Origin of the sequence: Thermus brockianus, assembly GCF_021462505.1 — a bacterium.
Taxonomy (GTDB): domain Bacteria; phylum Deinococcota; class Deinococci; order Deinococcales; family Thermaceae; genus Thermus; species Thermus hydrothermalis.
Genome location: NZ_JAKEDV010000001.1, coordinates 354,054 through 372,416 on the forward strand (window position 1 = coordinate 354,054; position 18,363 = coordinate 372,416).

General features: G+C 67.7%; 16 protein-coding genes. 5 read left to right on the forward strand and 11 right to left on the reverse strand.

Annotation, left to right across the window (positions count from 1 at the left end; all coding sequences use genetic code 11):
- Nucleotides 1-3: 3 nt before the first annotated feature.
- A complete protein-coding gene (gene polX, locus LXN00_RS01905; protein WP_234503926.1) occupies nt 4-1,731 on the forward strand; it encodes a DNA polymerase/3'-5' exonuclease PolX in 1,728 nt (575 codons plus the stop codon).
- Here polX and LXN00_RS01910 read toward each other — a convergent pair.
- The 3 genes from LXN00_RS01910 to LXN00_RS01920 form a co-directional block, all read right to left on the reverse strand.
- Nucleotides 1,709-2,368, reverse strand: a complete 660-nt coding sequence (locus tag LXN00_RS01910) for a uracil-DNA glycosylase (RefSeq protein ID WP_234503929.1) — start codon at nt 2,366-2,368, stop codon at nt 1,709-1,711. The two genes, polX and LXN00_RS01910, sit on opposite strands and share 23 nt — an antisense overlap.
- A 6-nt stretch (nt 2,369-2,374) precedes the next feature.
- Nucleotides 2,375-2,890, reverse strand: a complete 516-nt coding sequence (locus tag LXN00_RS01915) for a helix-turn-helix transcriptional regulator (RefSeq protein ID WP_234503933.1) — start codon at nt 2,888-2,890, stop codon at nt 2,375-2,377.
- A gap of 77 nt (nt 2,891-2,967) precedes the next feature.
- On the reverse strand, nt 2,968-4,533 hold the full coding sequence (locus LXN00_RS01920; protein ID WP_234503934.1) for an acyl-CoA carboxylase subunit beta: 1,566 nt from the start codon (nt 4,531-4,533) through the stop codon (nt 2,968-2,970).
- 70 nt (nt 4,534-4,603) lie between these two features.
- Here LXN00_RS01920 and LXN00_RS01925 point away from each other — a divergent pair, with 70 nt between their 5' ends.
- Entirely contained in the window at nt 4,604-5,026 is a 423-nt protein-coding gene (locus LXN00_RS01925; RefSeq protein ID WP_234503937.1) for a hypothetical protein, read from the forward strand.
- Between the two features lie 41 nt (nt 5,027-5,067).
- On the opposite strand, the gene LXN00_RS01930 is transcribed toward LXN00_RS01925, so the two are convergent.
- Genes LXN00_RS01930 through LXN00_RS01940 form a run of 3 tightly spaced genes read right to left on the reverse strand, consistent with a single transcriptional unit; the run spans nt 5,068 to nt 7,922 of the window.
- Entirely contained in the window at nt 5,068-6,012 is a 945-nt protein-coding gene (locus LXN00_RS01930; protein ID WP_234503940.1) for an electron transfer flavoprotein subunit alpha/FixB family protein, read from the reverse strand.
- A 9-nt stretch (nt 6,013-6,021) separates the two neighbouring features.
- On the reverse strand, nt 6,022-6,765 hold the full coding sequence (locus tag LXN00_RS01935; protein WP_234503943.1) for an electron transfer flavoprotein subunit beta/FixA family protein: 744 nt from the start codon (nt 6,763-6,765) through the stop codon (nt 6,022-6,024).
- An 11-nt stretch (nt 6,766-6,776) separates the two neighbouring features.
- The gene (locus LXN00_RS01940) at nt 6,777-7,922 is read right to left on the reverse strand and encodes an acyl-CoA dehydrogenase family protein (protein WP_071676154.1); all 1,146 of its coding nucleotides are present in this window, start codon (nt 7,920-7,922) and stop codon (nt 6,777-6,779) included.
- Nucleotides 7,923-8,018: 96 nt separating this feature from the next.
- Between LXN00_RS01940 and LXN00_RS01945 the strand changes: the two genes are divergently transcribed.
- From LXN00_RS01945 to LXN00_RS01955, 3 genes are read left to right on the forward strand one after another with little or no spacing between them, the layout of a single operon-like run.
- Complete coding sequence (locus LXN00_RS01945; protein ID WP_234503945.1) at nt 8,019-10,910, forward strand: ATP-binding protein; 2,892 nt, start codon at nt 8,019-8,021, stop codon at nt 10,908-10,910.
- A complete protein-coding gene (locus LXN00_RS01950; protein ID WP_071676156.1) occupies nt 10,882-11,247 on the forward strand; it encodes a response regulator in 366 nt (121 codons plus the stop codon). Before LXN00_RS01945 ends, LXN00_RS01950 begins: the two co-directional genes overlap by 29 nt.
- A 27-nt stretch (nt 11,248-11,274) precedes the next feature.
- Nucleotides 11,275-12,351 (forward strand): TRAP transporter substrate-binding protein, encoded by a 1,077-nt coding sequence (locus LXN00_RS01955; protein WP_071676157.1) that lies wholly within the window; start codon nt 11,275-11,277, stop codon nt 12,349-12,351.
- Here the strand turns inward: LXN00_RS01955 and fdhF are convergent.
- The 5 genes from fdhF to LXN00_RS01980 are packed head-to-tail and all read right to left on the reverse strand — an operon-like array spanning nt 12,348 to nt 18,360.
- Nucleotides 12,348-14,387, reverse strand: a complete 2,040-nt coding sequence (gene fdhF, locus LXN00_RS01960; protein WP_234503949.1) for a formate dehydrogenase subunit alpha — start codon at nt 14,385-14,387, stop codon at nt 12,348-12,350. The two genes, LXN00_RS01955 and fdhF, sit on opposite strands and share 4 nt — an antisense overlap.
- Nucleotides 14,387-14,989, reverse strand: coding sequence for a 2Fe-2S iron-sulfur cluster-binding protein (locus LXN00_RS12705; RefSeq protein WP_071676159.1), 603 nt, complete (start codon nt 14,987-14,989; stop codon nt 14,387-14,389). Before LXN00_RS12705 ends, fdhF begins: the two co-directional genes overlap by 1 nt.
- Nucleotides 14,979-16,451 (reverse strand): NADH-ubiquinone oxidoreductase-F iron-sulfur binding region domain-containing protein, encoded by a 1,473-nt coding sequence (locus LXN00_RS01970; protein ID WP_234503959.1) that lies wholly within the window; start codon nt 16,449-16,451, stop codon nt 14,979-14,981. The genes LXN00_RS12705 and LXN00_RS01970 overlap by 11 nt, the downstream gene beginning before the upstream one ends.
- 15 nt (nt 16,452-16,466) lie before the next feature.
- Nucleotides 16,467-17,510, reverse strand: a complete 1,044-nt coding sequence (galK, locus tag LXN00_RS01975) for a galactokinase (protein WP_234503960.1) — start codon at nt 17,508-17,510, stop codon at nt 16,467-16,469.
- Nucleotides 17,511-17,517: 7 nt separating this feature from the next.
- Nucleotides 17,518-18,360, reverse strand: a complete 843-nt coding sequence (locus LXN00_RS01980; RefSeq protein ID WP_234503963.1) for a metal ABC transporter substrate-binding protein — start codon at nt 18,358-18,360, stop codon at nt 17,518-17,520.
- Nucleotides 18,361-18,363 lie beyond the last annotated feature (3 nt).

Sequence of the window (18,363 nt, forward strand, 5' to 3'; positions counted from 1 at the left end):
GGCATGCGAAACCAGGAGCTTGCCCGCCTCTTTGAGGAGATCGGGCTCATGAGCGAGTTCTTGGGGGACAACCCCTTCCGGGTCCGGGCCTACTACCAGGCGGCCCGCACCCTCTACGACCTGGACACCCCCATTGAGGAGGTGGCGAAAAGGGGCAAGGAGGCCCTCCTCGCCCTCCCGGGCATCGGGCCCGACCTGGCGGAGAAGGTGTTGGAGTTTCTGAACACGGGGAAAATCGCCAAGCACCAAGAGTTGGCGAGGAAGGTGCCCAGGGGGGTCCTCGAGGTCATGGAGGTGCCCGGGGTGGGGCCCAAGACCGCCCGCCTCCTCTACGAGGCCCTGGGCGTGGACTCCCTGGAAAAGCTCAAGGAAGCCTTGGATAGGGGAGACCTCCTAAGGCTTAGGGGCTTCGGGCCCAAGAAGGCGGAGCGCATCCGGGAGGGGCTTGCCCTGGCCCAGGCGGCGGGGAAGAGGCGGCCTTTGGGGGCGGTGCTCTCCTTGGCCCGGAGCCTCCTGGAGGAGATCCGCGCCCTGCCCGGGGTGGAGCGGGCGGAGCTTTGCGGTTCGGCCCGGCGCTACAAGGACACCGTGGGGGACCTGGACTACCTGGTGGCGAGCCTCGAGGCCCCTCGGGTGGTGGCGGGCTTCGTGGCCCTCCCCCAGGTGAAGGAGGTTTACGCCAAGGGCCCGGAAAGGGCCACGGTGTTTCTAAAGAATGGCCTCCAGGTGGACCTGCGCGTGGTGCCTCCCGAAAGCTATGGCGCAGGCCTCCAGTACCTCACGGGGAGCAAGGCCCATTCCATCAAGCTTCGCGCCCTGGCCCAGGATATGGGCCTAAAGCTTTCCGAGTACGGGGTCTTCCGGGGGGAGGAGCGCCTGGCGGGGGAGACGGAGGAAGGGGTGTACGCCGCCTTGGGCCTGCCCTTCATCCCCCCGCCCCTCCGGGAGGACCACGGGGAGATTGAGGCGGCGCAAAGGGGAAAGCTTCCCAAGCTCCTAGAGCTTTCCCACGTCAAGGGGGACCTCCAGGTCCACTCCACCTACTCCGACGGCAAAAACTCCCTGGAAGAGCTTTGGGAGGCGGCCAAGGCCCTGGGGTACCAGTACCTGGGGGTCACGGACCACTCCCCGGCGGTGCGGGTGGCGGGGGGGCCGTCCCCGGAGGAGGCCCTAAGGCGCATTGAGGCCATCCGCCGCTTCAACGAAACCCACGGCCCCCCTTACCTCCTGGCGGGGGCCGAGGTGGACATTCGGCCCGATGGCAGCCTGGACTACCCGGACTGGGTCCTGCGCGAGTTGGACCTGGTCCTGATCTCCATCCACTCCCAGTTCAAGCTCTCCAAAGCGGAGCAGACGAGGCGCATCCTGAGGGCCCTGGAGAACCCTTTCGTCCACGTCCTGGCCCACCCCACGGCCCGCCTCCTCGGCCGCCGCCCCCCTATTGAGGCCGACTGGGAGGCCATTTTCCAAAAGGCCAAGGAGCGGGGCGTGGCCGTGGAGATAGACGGCTACTACGACCGCATGGACCTGCCCGATGACCTCGCCCGCCTGGCCTACGGGATGGGGCTTTGGATAAGCCTTTCCACGGACGCCCACCAGACCGAGCACCTCCGCTTCATGGAGCTCGCCGTGGGCACCGCCCAGAGGGCCTGGATTGGCCCGGAAAGGGTGCTCAACGCCCTTTCCTACGAGGAGCTAACCCGGTGGCTCAAAGCCCGGCGAGGGCTTTAGCCCTTAGGAGGACCTCCAGGAACATCTCCCGGGTGAGCTTGCCCGTTTGCGTGTTCTGGCGGGAAACGTGGTAGCTACAGAGGAGGTGCCTCCCCTCGGGCAAGGGGTAGTGGGCCCCGTGGCGGAAGGGGTAGGCGCTCCTTCTCAGGCCCAAGTGGTCCAGGAGGGCCTCGTGGGCGATCCGCCCCAGGGCCAGGTAAACCTGGGCTTTCCGAAGGAGGCCGAGCTCCACCGCCGTCCAGCGGGCGCACGCCCTGAGCTCCTCCGGCGTGGGCTTGTTCCCAGGCGGGGCGCACCGCACCGCCGCCGTGAGGTAGACGCCATAGAGCCTTAGGTCATCCCCAGGGTGGCTTTCGGGCTTGTTGGAAAGCCCCGCCTCGTGGAGGAGGGGGTAGAGGAAGGCTCCCGAGGCGTCCCCGGTGAAGGGCCGGCCCGTGCGGTTGGAGCCGTGGGCCCCGGGGGCGAGGCCGAAGAGGACGAGGCGCGCCTCGGGGTCCCCGAAGCCGGGCACGGGCCTAGCCCAGTAGGGCTCGTGGCGGAAGGCCCTTTTCCTTCCCGCCACCCCTTCCCGCCAGGCCACGAGCCGGGGGCAGAGGCGGCAGGCGGTGAGCTCTTGGCGAAAGCTTTCCAGGTCCATGGGCTTTTAGAGAAACCTCACGTGGGCCAGCTCGCTTCGCTTCTTGACCCCGAGCTTTTGGAAAACCAGGGAAAGGTGGGCCTTCACCGTCTTCACCGAGATGCCGAGCTCCTTGGCAATCTCCTCGTTGGAAAGGCCCAAAGCCGCCAAGGCCGCCACCTCCTTTTCCCTGGGCGTGAGGTGGGGGAGGGGTTCCCCCACCAAGGTGGCCACCACCTTGCGCTCGGCCCAGACCTCGCCCCGGGCCACCGCCTCCAGGGCCTTGGCCAGGACCTCGAGGCCCTGCTCGGGGTAGAGGTAGCCCCGGTACCCCTTTTTGAGGGCCTGGGGCGCTTGCTCCTTGTCCCGAAGCAGGATCACCGCGGGCACAGGGGGTGGGGCGGGGACCTCGCGGCCCGCCTCCACCAGCCCCACCTGGGCCTGGAAGGGGTGGGTCACCACCTCGAGGCCCCAAGCCCCAAGCTGGGCTTCCAACGCCTCTTGATAGGCGCGTAGGGGTACCTGGAGCCAAACCTTCAGCATCTGCTTCCAGTTTACCCAGGCACGCCTCGTGGATGGACTCGGAAGAGCAGGTACCGGCGGGGTTGGGGAGGAGGGGTTTAGAGGGGGATATTGTCGTGCTTCTTGGGTGGCCTCTCCTCCTTCTTGTCCCAAAGCATCCTGAGGTGCAGGTAGAGGAGGCGGCGGGTGTCCTTGGGGTCTATGACGTCGTCAATGTAGCCCCGGGCCGCCGCCACCCAGGGGTTGTCAAAGGCCTGGCGGTACTCCTCAATCTTCTTGCGGCGGGTTTCCTCGGGGTTGGGGGAGGCCTGGATCTCCTTGCGGTAGATGATGTTGGCCGCCCCTTCCGCCCCCATCACCGCCACGGAGGCGGTGGGCCAGGCCAGGACCACGTCCGCCCCCATGTCCTTGGAGTTCATGGCCAGGTAGGCCCCGCCGTAGGCCTTGCGGACGATGAGGGTGATCTTGGGCACCGTGGCCTCGGCGTAGGCGAAGAGCATCTTGGCCCCGTGGCGGATGATGCCCCCGTGCTCCTGGGCCACTCCGGGAAGGAAGCCCGTCACGTCCACCAGGGTGAGGAGGGGGATGTTGAAGGCGTCCATGGTGCGGATGAAGCGGGCGGCCTTGTCCGAGGCGTTGATGTCCAGGGCCCCGGCCATGAACCGGGGGTTGTTGGCGATGACCCCCACGGGGTAGCCGCCAAGCCGCCCCAGGCCCACGATGATGTTTTTGGCGAAGCCGGGCTGGATTTCCAAAAACTCCCCCTCGTCCAACAGGGTGCGGATTACCTGGTGCATGTTGTAGGGCCTGCGGGCGTCGGGGTGGACGAGGTCCAGGAGCTCCGGGGTGGGCCGGAAGGGGTCGTCCTTGGGGTCTAGCACCGGGGGCTTTTCCCGGGAGTTTTGCGGCAGGTAGGCGAGGAGCTTCTTGATGAGGTCCAAGACCTCCTGGTCGCTTTCTCCTTCCAGGTGGGCCACGCCGCTTTTCTCCATGTGCACGTCGGCCCCGCCCAGCTCCTCAAAGGTCACCTCCTCGCGGGTGACGCTTTTAATAACCTCGGGGCCGGTGATGAACATGTAGCTGGTGCCCCGGCTCATGAGGATGAAGTCGGTCATGGCGGGGCTGTAGACGGCTCCCCCGGCGCAAGGGCCCAGGATGGCGGAGATCTGGGGCACCACCCCGGAGTAGATGGCGTTGCGGTAGAAGACCTCCCCGTAGCCGGAGAGGCTATCCACCCCTTCTTGGATGCGGGCCCCGGCGGAGTCGTTGAGGCCGATGATGGGGGCTCCCACCTTGGCGGCCAGGTCCATGAGGCTTGCGATCTTGCGCCCGTGCATCTTGCCCAAGGAGCCGCCCAGGACGGTGAAGTCCTGGCTGAAGACGAAGACGAGGCGGCCGCCGATGGTGCCGTAGCCCGTCACCACCCCGTCCGCGGGCGCCTCGAGGCCCTCCATGAGCCCGGTTTCCAGGTGCTCGGCAAAGGGCATGAGCTCCACGAAACTCCCGGGGTCCAGGAGGTAATCGATCCGCTCCCGAGCGGTGAGCTTGCCCTGCTGGTGCTGCTTTTCTATGCGCTCTTTCCCCCCGCCCAAAAGCACCTTTTTGCGCCTTTCTTCAAGCTCCGCCAAGAGCTCATCCAGGATGAGCCGGGCATTATCCGCCATACTGGCCGTCATGATACACTAAGAAACCAGGCAGGCTTCCAGGAAAGGCCGCCTGGGAAGGAGGTGAAGCGTGCGAAGGTGGCTTTGGTATCTCTTGGCGCTTATTTTGCTGGGGCTTTTGGCCTGGGGAGGCTATGCGGCCTACGCCAGCTACCAAGGCCTGAGGGCCAAGGTGGCGGCCCTGGAGGCCCGGGTAACCGCCCAGGAAGAGGCCATCAAGGGGCTTGCCGAGCGGGTGGGGAAGCTGGAGGAAGAGGTCTTCCAGGCGCCTACACCGCCCCTCTCCCTGCCCGAGGTACCCGAGGCGGGCGGCGCCCCTGTCTGGCCCTACGCCGTGGGCGTGGTGGTGGCGGCGGTGCTTCTCTACCTTCTCCTCCGCCTCCTCCGGGGGCAGGAGCCTAAGGCCGAGGCGCCAACCCAAGCTTCTCCCGACCTCGAGGCCTCCCGCATGACCGAAGAAGGCGCACCCCCGCCCCCTGGGGAGCGGGGCTAAGGGAAAGCCCGCCGGGGGAAGCCCCGGCGGGCCTTTTTTTTCTAGTCCTTTAGCTTCTTCACCGCTTCAATCAGGGCGGGGACCACCTGGTGCACGTCCCCCACGATGCCATAGTCGGCGTGCTTGAAGATGGGGGCCTCGGGGTCCTTGTTCACCGCCACGATGTACTTGCTCTTGTTCATCCCCGCCAGGTGCTGCACGGCCCCCGACACCCCTAGGGCGATGTAGAGGGAAGGTTGCACCGTCTTGCCCGTCTGGCCCACCTGCTCGCTGTAGGGCCGCCAGCCGGCGTCCACCACCGCCCGGGTGGCGCCCACGGCCCCGCCCAAGAGGGCGGCGAGCTCCTCCACCAGGCGGAAGGCCTCGGGGCTCCCCATGCCCCGCCCTCCCGTGACCACGATGTCCGCCTCGGTGAGGGAAACCCCCTTCTTCTCCTCCTGGAGGCGCTCCAGCACCTCCACGGTGGGCACAGCCGGCACCTCCAGGGGCCGCACCTCCCCCTGGGCCGCAAGGGGCTCCGCCAGGGGGGTGGTGTTGGGCTTCACCGTGAGGACCACGGGGAGGGGGGCGCGCACCCTCTGCGTCACCCGGTTCAGGTAGGCGTAGCGGGTGGCCACCACCGCCCCGCCCTCCACCCCGCTTTCCAAGGTGTCCTCCAAGAGTCCCGCCTTCAGGGCGTAGGCCACCCGGCCCAGGTAGGTGCGGCTTTGCCGGGAGGAGGGGGCCACCACCGCCTGGGCGCCCGCCTCCTGGGCCGCCGCCAAGACCCCAGCCGCCCACCGTTCGGCCGTATAGGGGCCTAGCGTGGCGGTGTAGAGGGTCTCCACGTAGCTTCGGGCCTCCTCCACCGGGGCCTTGTCCTCCGCCAGGAGGACCCCAGCCACCCGGGTGCCCAAGGCCTCCGCCAGGGCCCGGGCCCGGGTGAGGGCCTCGAGGCTCCCCTTCCTTAGCTTGTTCCCATCGTGGTCCAGAACCACAAGAACCATAGCCACCTCCTAAAGCACCTTGGCCTCTTCGTGGAGAAGCCGCACCAGCTCCTCCGCCGCCGCCACGGGGTCCTTCCCGTCCAGGATCCTCTGCAGGCGGGCCTTTTCCTGGATGCTCTCCTCGAGGATTTCCACCTTAGGCGTTCCAGTGAAGGCCACCTTCCTTATCTCCTTCTTCTTGGCCTTCATGATGCCGGGAAGGGTGGGGTAGCGGGGCTCGTTCAGGCCCTGCTGCGTGGTGAAGACGGCGGGAAGCCTTACCCGGACCCACTCCGCCCCCTCGTCTAGGTCGTGCTTGGCCTTGGCCGTTTCCCCTTCTAGCTCCAAGGCCGTGGTCCAGGACACCACCGGCACCCCCAGGGCCTCCGCCAGGGCGGCCCCCAGGGCCTGGCTATCCCAGTCCGCTTGCTGCCCCCCGGTGAGGACCAGGGTGGGGGCCTCCTCCCGCACCACGTCCGCCAGGGCTTCGGCCACGGTCACGGGGTCGGCGTAGCCCTCGTAAACCACGTGCACCCCCCGGTCGCACCCCATGGCCAAGGCGGTGCGGATGGCCTCTTCCGTGCGCTCGGGGCCGAAGCCCACCACGATGGCCTCGCCGCCGTGCTTTTCCTTGAGGCGGAGGGCCTCCTCCACGGCGTACTCGTCCATCTGGTCCAGGATGAGGGTGGCCCCGGAAAGGTCCACCCGGCCGCCTTGGATCTTGAGCCTGCTCTCCCCGTCGGGGACCTGCCTGATAACCGCCACGAACTTCATCCTGCCTCCTTTCACTCCGCCAGGAGGTGCCTGGCGATGATGAGCCTTTGGATCTCGTTGGTGCCCTCGTAGATCTGGTTGAGCTTCACGTCCCGAAGGAGCTTCTCCACAGGGTACTCCCGCACGTACCCGTAGCCCCCGTGGATCTGGATGGCCTGGTTGGCCGCCTCAAAGGCGATTTCCGAGGCGTAGGCCTTGGCGATGGCGCTGGCGTGGGCGTGGGGCAGGCCTTGGTCGGCGAGCCAGGCGGCGTAGTAGGTGTACATGCGGGCGGTTTCAATGCCGATCATCATGTCCGCCAGCTTGAACTGGATGGCCTGGAAGTTGGCGATGGGCTGGCCGAAGGCCTCCCGCTCCTTGGCGTACTTCTTGGCCTCGTCCAGGGCTCTCCGGGCCACGCCCACGCTTCCTGCGGCCACGGGGATGCGGGTCTTGTTCAGGGTGTTCATGGCGATCTTGAAGCCTTCCCCCTCTTCCCCAAGCCGGTTTTCCACCGGCACCTTCACGTCCTCAAAGACGAGCTCGTAGGTGCCGCTAGCCCTTTGGCCCATCTTCCCGTGGATCTTCACCGCCCGGAAGCCCGGGGTGCCCTTCTCCACCACCAGGGCCACCACGCCCTTGTGGCGCAGCTCGGGGTTCAGGGTGGCGAAGACCACCACCCACTCCGCCTCGCCCCCGTTGGAGATCCACATCTTGGTGCCGTTTAAGACGTAGTAATCCCCTTGGCGCACAGCCCGGGTCCTGAGGGCGGCGGCGTCGGAGCCGTTCCCGGGCTCGCTGAGGGCGAAGGCGGCCAGGGCCGGTTTCTGGGTGAGGGGGGTGAGGAAGCGCCGCTTTTGCTCCTCGGTGCCGGCGAGGAGCACCGGGGTGATGCCCAGGTCGCTGGCCATGGGGATGGTGTAGATGCCCATGCAGGCGTAGGCCAGCTCCTCCCCCACGATGACCTCATCCAGCATCTTGAGGCCCATCCCCCCGTAGGCCTCGGGGATGATGGCGTTGAGGAGGCCCACCTCGTGAAGCTTTTCTATTACGGGCCAGGGTACCTCCTCCTTCTCGTCGTAGGCCGCCGCCACCGGCAGGATCACCTCCTTGGCGAAGCGGCGGGCCAGGGCCTGGAGCTGTTTCTGCTCTTCCGTGAGGCTGAAATCTATGGGCATACCCGACCTCCCCTAGCAAGGGGCCCTCTCTTTGACCAAGTCTAAGATTTCACCCTTCCCCTTGCAACCCAGGCCCCATGCTACCATTGGAGGCAGATGAGATTGGCCGGGCAACTTGCGGTGTTGGCCCGTTTTCAAAGGGCCCTTCTTAAGGATTTGGAGCCAGTACAGATTTTGCGCAACCTCCTGGAGGTGGCCACGGAGGAGGGGGTGGAGCGGGCGGCCCTTTTCCTCTATCACCCTTCCACCCGGGAACTGGTGGGCGAGGTGGCCTCGGGGCGGGGGCGGCACTACACGGTTTCTGCCATCGCCCTGCCCCTTTACAGCAAGGGGCCGGTGCAGGAGGCCTTTTTCGCCGAGGGGCCCGTTAAGCGGGGCGAGGAGTGGTTGTTGCCCGTGGTGGGGGAGGAGGCCCTTTTTTGCTGGAGCGATCCCGAGGCCCGGTGCCAAGAACGCCCCCGGGCTACCCGGGAAACCCGGGCCATGGTCTGCCCTTCCTGCTTCCGTTTTGCGGCCAAGGGGGTGCTCAGCCTCGAGGGCGTCCCCCAGGCCCTCCAGCCCACCTTGCCCCTCCTCGCCCAGCTCACCGCCCTGGCCCTCAAGAACGGGGAACTCCTCGCCAGCCGCAACGCTGCTTTGGGGAAGCTTTCCCGGCATGTGGAGGCCCTCTCCCACGTGAGCGCCCTGGCCCGGGAGGTGGCCCGTTCGCTAGAGCCAAGCGCCGTCCTGGAAACCTTAGCCCGGGCGCTATCCGAGCGGTTTGGCTTTTTCCGGGTCACCGTGGCCTTGGTCAAGGAGGGCCGCTTGGAGGGGCACCTCACCGTCAGGGGCCAGGAGGTGTATTGGACGGAGGGCAGGAGCCGTATCCAGCTTCTCGTGGAAGTCTCCCCTGATCCCTTGGCCCGGGCGGTGCGGGAGCGGAAAACCCTGGTTTTGGAGCGGGAGAAGCTTCCGGCGGGCGTGGGCCAAGGCACGGGGCCCACCGTGGCCTACGTGCCTATCCTGGCGGAGGAGGAACCCTTAGGGGTGGTGGCGGTGGACCACGGCCCAGGGGGTCCTCCGGTGAACCCCGAGGAGGTGGGCTACGTGGAGCTTCTGGCCGGGGTGGCGGGGGTAGCCCTGAAGAACGCCAAGCTCTATCGGGAGAAGACCCAGCTTTCCCTGGCCCTAGCGGCGGAGCGAAAGCGGCTATCCCAGGTGCTGGAAGACCTTCCCGATGGGGTGGTGGTCCTTTTTGGGGATAGGGGGTTCGCTAACCCGCGGGCGCGGGAGGCCTTGGGCTTGGGACCTGAGGTGGCCCTGGAGGACCTCCCTACAGCCTTAGGCCCCGCCTTGGAGGGGGGTAGGCTGGAGCTTGCCTTGGGGGGGCGGAGCTACAGCGTCCGGGGCCGGGTTGTGGGGGAGATGCGCATCTTGGTCCTCCACGACATCAGTGAGCGGGTGCGGATGGAAAGGGCCCTAAGGGAGCAGGTGGTCTTCACCCAGGCCCTGGTGGACCTGGCCCAGGCGGCGTTGCGGGAGAAGGGGATAAGGGGCTTGGCGGAGGCCATCGTGCGTCGCCTCTTGGTCCTTTTCGCCGCAGACGAGGGGGTGCTTCTGGCGGAAGGGGAAGTGGTGCTCTTCGCCACCTGCCCCCTGCCGGCTTCCCTGCCCCAACCCAACCTCCTGGAGCGGGCTTTGGCGGAGGAAAGCCCTTTGGGTGTGGAAGAGCTTCATCCCAGGGAGTGCGGGATCGCCACCTCTTTGGGCCTGCAAAGCGCCTTGGTGGTGCCCTTTCGTGCCGGGGTGTTCCGGGGGGGGCTCCTTTTGGGTTACCGCAAGGGCCGGCGCTTCGGCGAGCGCCTCTTGGCCCGGCTTGCCCAGGTGGGGACCCTTTTGGCCTTGGTCCTGGAGAAGGCCCGTTTTCTGGAGCTCTTGGAGGCGGAGGAGGAGCGGCTAAAAGCGCTTATGGAGCACTCCCAGGACGTGGTCTACGTTCTGGATGGGAATGGGACGATTCGCTTCGTGAGCGCCAGCGTGCGGGGGGTCTTGGGGTATGACCCCGAGGGGTACAGGCGGGCACCCGTGAACGGCCTGGACTTCGTCCATCCCGAGGACCGCCCCTTGGCCGAGGCCCTTTTCCGGGAGCTTCTCGCCCACCCCGGGGAGGTGCGTGCGGGAGAGTTTCGGGTCCTCCACGCCGACGGCACCCCCATTCCCATGGAAGCCTGGGGCCGGAACCTCCTCCACGAGCCCCGGGTGGGCGGGGTGGTGGTGAACCTGAGGGACCTAAGGCCCCGCCTCGAGGCCGAGCGCCTCAAGGGCGAGTTCATCGCCGCCGTATCCCACGAGCTCCGCACCCCCCTTGCCGTCATCATGGGCCTGGCGGAGCTCTTGCGGGAGGAGGGGCTTTCGCCGAGCGCCGAGGAGTCCGTGGAGCTCATCCTGGAAAGCGCCTTCCGCCTCAAGACCATGGTGGACAACCTCCTGGACACGAGCCGCCTCGAGGCGGGCCGCTTTGAGGTGAACCGGCGGCCCGTGAACCTCAGGCCCCATCTCCTAGACCTGGCCAAAAGCTTCCACGGGGTGGCGCGGCTTTCCGGGGTGGACTTCCGGGTGGAGGTGGAGGAGCTCCCCGTGGTGGAGGCGGATCCCGAGCGCATGGTCCAGGTGGTGGGGAACCTCCTCTCCAACGCCTTCAAGTTCACCCCCCAGGGGGGGCGCATCCGGCTTGGGGCCCGGGGGGAGGGGGATGTCCTGGTCTTGGAGGTGGAGGACACCGGCCCCGGCATCCCCAAGGAGGAGCTCCCCAAGCTCTTCCAGCGCTACGCCCGGGCCAAGAACGCCGGCGCCCGTGGGGTTTCGGGCACCGGGCTTGGGCTTTATATCTCCAAGGCCATCGTGGAGGCCCACGGGGGGCGGATTGAGGTGGAGACGGAGGAGGGCAAGGGGAGCCTTTTCCGGGTTATCCTACCCCTATATGGCCCGCATCCTGCTGGTGGAGGATGAGCCCTTGGTGGCCCACACGGTGCGCCGCATCCTGGAGAGGGCCGGGCACCAGGTGGAGTGGGCGGCCTCGGGCCAGGCGGCGCTGGCGCGCTTGGGCGCCATGGCCTACGACCTGGTGCTGTGCGACCTGGTGATGCCGGGGGTTTCGGGCCTCGAGGTGATCCAGGAGGTAAAGCGCCTGGGCGGCCCGCCCGTCCTCGCCCTTTCCGCCAGCGTGTCCACCAAGAGCCAAGAGGAGGCGCTAAGGGCGGGGGCCAAGGCCTTTTTAGGCAAGCCCTTTGACGCCCAGACGCTTCTTTCCCTGGTGGAGAAGCTTCTGGATCGGGAGGGGGCCTGATACACTGGAAAGCCAAAGGGGGAAGGTATGCGGCGGCGGAGCTTCCTCAAAGCGGTGGGGGTAGGCTTAGCGGCAAGCCTCAGCTACACGGCCCATGCCCAGGCCCAGCCCCAGGTGCGCTGGCGGCTCGTTTCCAGCTATCCCAAGAGCCTGGACACCCTCTATGGCGGGGCGGAGGACCTGGCCAAGCGGGTTTTTGACCTCACGGGGGGCCGCTTCCAGATCCGGGTCTACCAGGCGGGGGAGATCGTTCCCGGGGGGCAGGTGCTGGACGCCGTGCAGCAGGGCACGGTGGAGGCGGGGCACACCTATGGGCCCTTCTATGTGGGCAAAAACCCCGCCCTGGCCTTTGACGGGGGGGTGCCTTTCGGCATGACCTACCGCCAGCACAACGCCTGGATGCTCTTCGGCGGGGGGCTTGAGCTTTTGCGGGAGGTGTACGCCGACTTCGGCGTCCTCCAGTTCCCTGGGGGAAACACGGGGGCCCAGATGGGGGGGTGGTTCCGCAAGGAGATCCGCACCCTGGCGGATCTAAAGGGCCTTCGGATGCGCATCCCTGGCCTCGGGGGCCTGGTCATGGGCCGGCTTGGGGTGGTGCCCCAGACCCTGGCCGCCGGGGACATCTACCCCGCCTTGGAACGGGGGGCCATTGACGCCACGGAGTTTTCCGGCCCCTACGACGACGAGAAACTAGGCTTTTACAAGGTGGCCCGCTATTACTACTATCCTTCCTTCTGGGAACCCTCGGCGCAGCTTTCCTTCCTGGTTGCCCAAAGGGAGTGGGCCCGCCTGCCCAAGGAGTTCCAGGAGGCCTTCCAGGTGGCGGCCCAGGAGGTCAACCTCACCATGATGGCCAAGTACGACGCCCAAAACCCGCCCGCCCTCCGCCGCCTCCTCGCCGCCGGGGTGCGCCTGAGGCGGTGGCCCACGGAGGTGATGAAGAAGGCCCTGGAGGAGGCGAGGGCGCTTTACGAGGAGCAGGCAGCCAAGGATGCCACCTATAAAAAGGTGTACACCGCCTACTGGGCCTTCCGGGAGGAGGCGTACCGCTGGTTCGCCGTGGCCGAGCTGGCCTACGAGACCTTTGCCTTCCCCACCCTCTAGTCCACCTTTTCTAGCCGCACGGCACTCACCTTGTACTCGGGGATGCGGCTCACGGGGTCCAGGGCGTCCAGGGTGAGGCGGTTGGCGGGGGCCTCGGCGAAGTGGAAGGGGGCGTAGACCACCCCTTCGGGGGTGCGCTCCGTCACCCAGGCCTTGGCGCGGATCCGGCCCCGGCGGCTCACCACGTAGATGGGCTCGCCATCCTGGAGGCCAAGCCTGGCGGCGTCCTTGGGGTTCACCTCCACCTTGAGCTCGGGGTACGCCTCCTGCAGGCGGCTATTGCGGCTAAGGGTTCCCCCGTGCCAGTGGAAGAGGACCCGGCCCGTGGAGAGGGTGAAGGGGTAGTCCTCCGAGGGGGGTTCCGCCGGGGGCGCGTAGGGGGCAGGGAAGAAGCGGGCCCGGCCCGAGGGGGTGTTGAAGCGCTCGCGGAAGAGCACCGCCTCCCCGGGGTGGTCCTCGTGGGGACAGGGCCAACGCACCCCTTCCTCCACCAGGCGGGCGTAGGTGATGCCCCCCATCAGCTCGGGGATGGCCTGGCGCACCTCCTCCCAGATGCCTTCCGGCCCCGGGTACACCCGCCAAGGCCGGCCCAGGGCTTGGGCCAGGCGCCGGCCCAGTTCCTGGGTAATCCACCAGTCGGGCCGGGCCTCCCCGGGCGGGTCAAGGAGCCTCCGCACCCGTTGCACCCGGCGGTCGGTGTTGGTGAAGGTGCCCTCCTTTTCCAGGAAGCTGGCGGCGGGAAGGACCACGTGGGCGAAGGGGGTGGTTTCGTTTTCCAGGATGTCTTGGACGATAAGGAAGGGGAGGCTGGCAAGCTTGGCCTTGAGGTGGTCCTGGTAGGGCTCGCTGGTCACCGGGTCCTCCCCGATGAGGTAGATGGCTTCCACCTCGGGGATGGCCTCAAAAACCTCGGTCATGCGCAGGCCGGGCTTGGGGTTGAGGGGCACGCCCCACAGGGCCTCAAAGCGTTTTCTGGCTGCTTCCTCCGCCACCTTGAGGTAGCCGGGGTAGACGTCGGGCAAGGCCCCCATATCCCCGGCCCCTTGCACGTTGTTCTGGCCCCTTAGGGGGTTCAGGCCCGCCCCCTCCTTGCCCACCTTGCCCGTCAGAAGGGCCAGGTTCACCAGGGCCTGGGCCGTGGCCGTGCCCTTGGTGTGCTGGGTGACCCCCATGGCCCAGTAGGCCCCGGCCCGCTCCGTGGTGGCGTAAAGCCGGGCAGCCAGGGCGATCTTCTCCCGCTCCACCCCGGTGATGGCCTCCGCCCTTTCCAGGGTGTATTCCTCCAAGGAGGCCTGCCACTCGGCGAACCCTTCCGTGCGGGCCTCCACGTAGGCCCGGTCCCAAAGGCCCGCCTCGAGGATGTACCGGGCCATGGCGTTCAGGAGGAACAGGTCCGTCCCGGGGCGGACCCTAAGCCACAAGGTGGCCGCCTCGGCCATGCCCGTGTAGCGGGGGTCCACCACGACCATCCTCGCCCCCTGGCGCACCCGCTTCTTGATCATGGCGGCGATCACCGGGTGGGTTTCCGTGGTGTTGGAGCCCACCACCAGGAAGAGGTCCGTTTTCCAGATATCCTCTAGGGGGTTCGTCATGCTAGCCCCACCCAAGGAGCGGGAAAGGGCGGCGGTGGAGGAGGAGTGGCAAAGCCGGGAGCAGTGGTCCACGTTGTGGGTGCCGAGAAGGGCCCGGGCCAGCTTCTGGGCCAAATAGACCTCCTCGTTGGTGGTCTTGGCCGAGGGGAAGACGGCGAGGCCTTCGGGGCCCTTGCGCCTTAGGGCCTCCAGGAGTTTTTCCGCAGCGAAGTCTAAGGCCTCTTCCCAGGTGGCCCTGCGGAAGGGGACGTTCCGGCTTTCCCGCACCATGGGGTAAAGGAGGCGCTTCTTAGAAAAGGGAAAGTCCAGACCAAACCGCCCCTTGACGCAAAGGGCCCCGTGGTTGGGCGGGATGTCCGGGGCCAGGACCCGGACGATCCGGCCCCCTTGGACCTCGGGCTCCACCTGGCAACCCACGCCGCAGTAGGGGCAAGTGGTGCGCATCACGCCACCTCCAGGGTCAGGGGCCGCAAGGCCCCCGTGGGGCAGACCTGCACGCAGTTGCCGCAGAAGACGCAAGGGGTTTCCGGCAAGGGGCGGCCCAGGGGGGTGGTGGGATGGGCCAGGAGGCCCCGGTCCTCGAGGGTGAGGGCGTACACCCCCATGATCCCGTCCCCGCAGGCGTCCACGCAGCGGCGGCAGTTGACGCACTTGGCGTAGTCCCGCAGGAAGAAGGGGTTGTCCTTCAAGGCTTCCCGATCTCCCCGCCCCGCCACCCCCGGCCAGCGGCCAGGCTCGGCCCCGTAGCGCTCCATGAGGGCGAGGAGCTCCGGTGCCTGGGAGAGGTCGGTGGTGAGGGCAAGCCACTCCAAAAGGGTTTTCCTTAGGCGCCGAAGGGCCTCGGTTTCCGTCCTCACCTCCATCCCCTCTTGGGCCAAGGTGGCGCAGGCGGGTTGCGGGCGCCCGTTCACCTCCACCAGGCAAAGGCGGCAGAGGCCCTTGGTTTCCGTGTGGGGGTGGTGGCAGAGGGTGGGTACCCGGGCCACCTGGAGCAAAAGGGTCCCTTCTTGGACCTCCACTTCCTTCCCATCTACCCTAAGCCGCACCTTCCACCTCCAAAAGGCTTTGGTAGGCCCAGGAAGCGGACTGGCCTAAGCCGCAGAGGCTTCCTTTTAGGGTTTCCGCCAGGTCCTGCACCAGGGCCCGGTTCCGCTCGCGCCGCCGCACCATCTCCACCTGCACCGCCGTGCCCAAGGGGCAGGGGAAGCACTTGCCGCAGGACTCCTCCTTGAGGAAGTGGACCAGGCCCAGAAGCACCTCCCAGAGGTCCACGGCAGGGCCAAAGGCCACGATGGCCCCAGCCCCCAAGGGAAGCCGCTCTTTAAAGCGCAAGGGGAAGGCGAAGTCCCGGGTGAAGACCCCCGCCGCTCCCCCCAGGAGCACCGCTTGGAGTTCGCTTGGCTCCCTCCCAGCCCGGCGCAGGGCCTCCCCTAAGGGCGTGCCTAAGGGGAGCTCGTAAAGCCCAGGGTGGGCCACGTCCCCGCTTATGGAAAAGAGCTTGGGCTCGCGGGCGCGCCAGGTACCGGGACCTTCCCGGAGGATGAGGGGGAGGTTGGCCAGGGTTTCCACGTTCTGCACCAGGGTGGGCCTCCCCCAAAGCCCCTTTTCCCCGGGGAAGGGCGGCTTGAGCCGGGGCTCGGCCCGCTTGCCTTCCATGGACTCTAGAAGGGCGGTCTCCTCGCCGCAGATGTAGAGCCCGCCGCTTCGGAATACTTCCATGGGCACGGGGAGGAGGCCGGCCTCTTCCAGTTCGCCCAGGGCCTTTTGCAGGCTTTCCTGCGCTGCCTCAAACTCTTCCCGCACGTAGAGGTATACCCTTTCCGCCCCCACGGCCAAGGCGGCGAGGAGGGCGCCCTCTAGGACCAAGAAGGGGTGGTGTTCCAGGAGGAAGCGGTCCTTGAAGTTGCCGGGCTCGGACTCGTCGGCGTTCACCACCAGGTACTTGGGGGCGGCACCCCGGGCCACGGCCCGCATCTTCACGTGGGCGGGGAAGGCGGCCCCGCCCCGGCCCAAAAGCCCCGCCTCCTCCACGGCCCTTAGAACCCCTTCGGGGCTAGCCCCTCCCTGGAGGAGGGCCGCGAGGGCCTGGAGCCCTCCCAAGGCCCGGTACTGGGCCAGGGAGAGGATGGGTTCTGGGGGAAGGAGGTGCTTCCCGCGGCCCAGGTTGAAGGGGAGACGGAAGTCCCTAAAGGATACCAGGCGTCCCTGCCACTCCACGAAGCGCCCCTCCGGGGTGAAGCGGAGGTAGATGGGGGAGAGGGCCTCGAGGCCCAAGGGGGGGTAGCTTCCGTCCGCCGCTTCCCGTAGCCGGGCGAAGCCCCGGGCCCGGGCCACGGGGTCGTCCACCAGGAGGCGGCCTTGGGGTAGGCCGCGGTAGCGGGGGTAGTAGCGCACCACCCCCCAGGCCTGGGCCAGGGGTACCCTGGCAAGCCGCGCCGCCTCGGCCACCTTCTCCTCCGTGAGGGGTAGCCGGGCGTCCAGGAGGGGGAGGAGGCTTGGGTTTTCCATGGTTCAAGCTTACCCCTACAGGAGGCGAAGCCCGGGAAAGCGTTGGAGGAGGGCCTGGCGGAAGCTTTCCAGGCCCGTTTCGGGCACCAGGGCCACCACCGCCCCGCCAAAGCCTGCCCCCGTGAGCTTGGCCCCGTAGGCGCCCGCCTGTAGGGCCGCCTCCACCAGGGCGTCCAGCTCGGGAAGGCTCACCTCGTAGTCCCGGGAGAGGGAGCGGTGGCTTTGCGTCATGAGCTCGCCAAAGCCCCGGGCGTCCCCCCGCCTTAGGGCCTCTACCCCCCGAAGCACCCGCAGGTTCTCGCTCACGATGTGCCGGGCCCGCTTGTCCAAGGGGGCGGGGAGGCTTTCCACCAGGCAAAGGTCCTGCACCTGGCGCAAGGAGGGCACCCCAAGCCGCCTGGCCGCCTCCTCCGCCTCCAGGCGCCTCTCGTTGTACCCGGCCTCGGCCAGGCGCCGCTTGAGCCCCAGGTCCAGGACCACCACCTGGCTCCCTGGGGGCAGGGGCAGGTTCTCGTGGGCCAGGGTCTTGGTGTCCAGGAAAAGCGCCTTGCCCACCTCGCCCAGGCTCGCCGCCATCTGGTCCATGAGGCCGCACCGGACCCCCACGTATTCCACCTCCGCCTTTTGCGAAAGGAGGGCCACCTCCAGGTCGCTCAGGGGCAGGCGGTAAAGGGCCCTAAGGGCTTTTAGGGCCGCCACCTCGAGGGCCGCCGAACTGGAAAGCCCGGCCCCCATGGGCACCTGGCTTTTCACGTAGAACCGGGCCCCGGGCACGGGGTGCCCCGCCTCCCTCAGGGCCCAGACCACCCCCAAAAGGTAGTCCAGGAAGTCCCCCTGGGGGCCGCTTTGGAGGGGTCTGGCGCGGAGCTCCTTGAGGTTTTCGCTGTAGGCCTCCACCCTGCCCTCGGCCCGCCCCGCCTCCACCTGGGTGACGTAGGGGAGAGGCGTGGGCAGGACGTAGCCCTCCTGGTAGTCCGTGTGCTCGCCGAGAAGGTTCACCCGGCCCGGGGCCTTGGCGCTGGCCTCGGGCAGGACGCCGAAGACTTCTTGATAGCCCATGCCCCTATTATGGGCAAAGGGCCTTCAGGTTGTGGTCCAGGAGGGCCAGGTAGGTGGGTACCCTGGCGTCCAGGGTGTCCGTGTAGAGGAGGGCGATCCGGGCCCCTAGGGCCTCCGCCAGGGCTTTTAGGGCGGTGCCCCCGAACTGGGGCTCGGCGAGGAGGAGCTTTACCCCTTCCCGCTTGGCCTTCTCTAGGAGGGCGAGGAAGCGCCTGCTCCCCACCTCCTGGGTCCCGCTCCCGCTTAGGGTGCCCACCACGACGAGGCCGTAGCGGCGGGCGAAGTAGCGGAAGGCGTCGTGCTGGGCCACCACCTTGACCCCATTAAGGCCGCAGGCCCGAAAGGCCTGGTCCCGCCTTTCCACCTCCTTTTGGAAGCGGCGGAGGTTGGCCTCGTAGAGGGCCTTCCCTCCCGGGTCCAGGCGGATAAGCTCCTCTGCGATGCGCTCGGCGTAGCGCAGGGCGTAGGTGGGGTCTAGCCAGAGGTGCGGGTCGCAGGGGCCGTGGGCGTGTTCGTCGGCGTGGGGCGCTTCCTCGCAGATGAGCCCGGGCATCCCTTCCCCGAGGCGCACCACCCGCGCCCCCTTGGGGAGGAGGTTTTGGAGCTTGGGCAGGAAGGGCTCGAGGCCGAGGCCGTTGGCGAAAAGGATCCGGCTTCGGGATAGGGCTTTGGCCACCGCCGGGGTGGGCTCAAAGGTGTGGGGGTCGGCCCCGGGGGGCACCACCGCCACCACCTCCACCCGCTTGCTCCCCACCTGCCCCACCAGGTCCGCCAGGATGGGGGTGGTGGCCGCCACCCGCACCTGGGCCAGGGCGGGAGCCAGAAGGAAAAAGGCCCATAGGCGCCACATGCC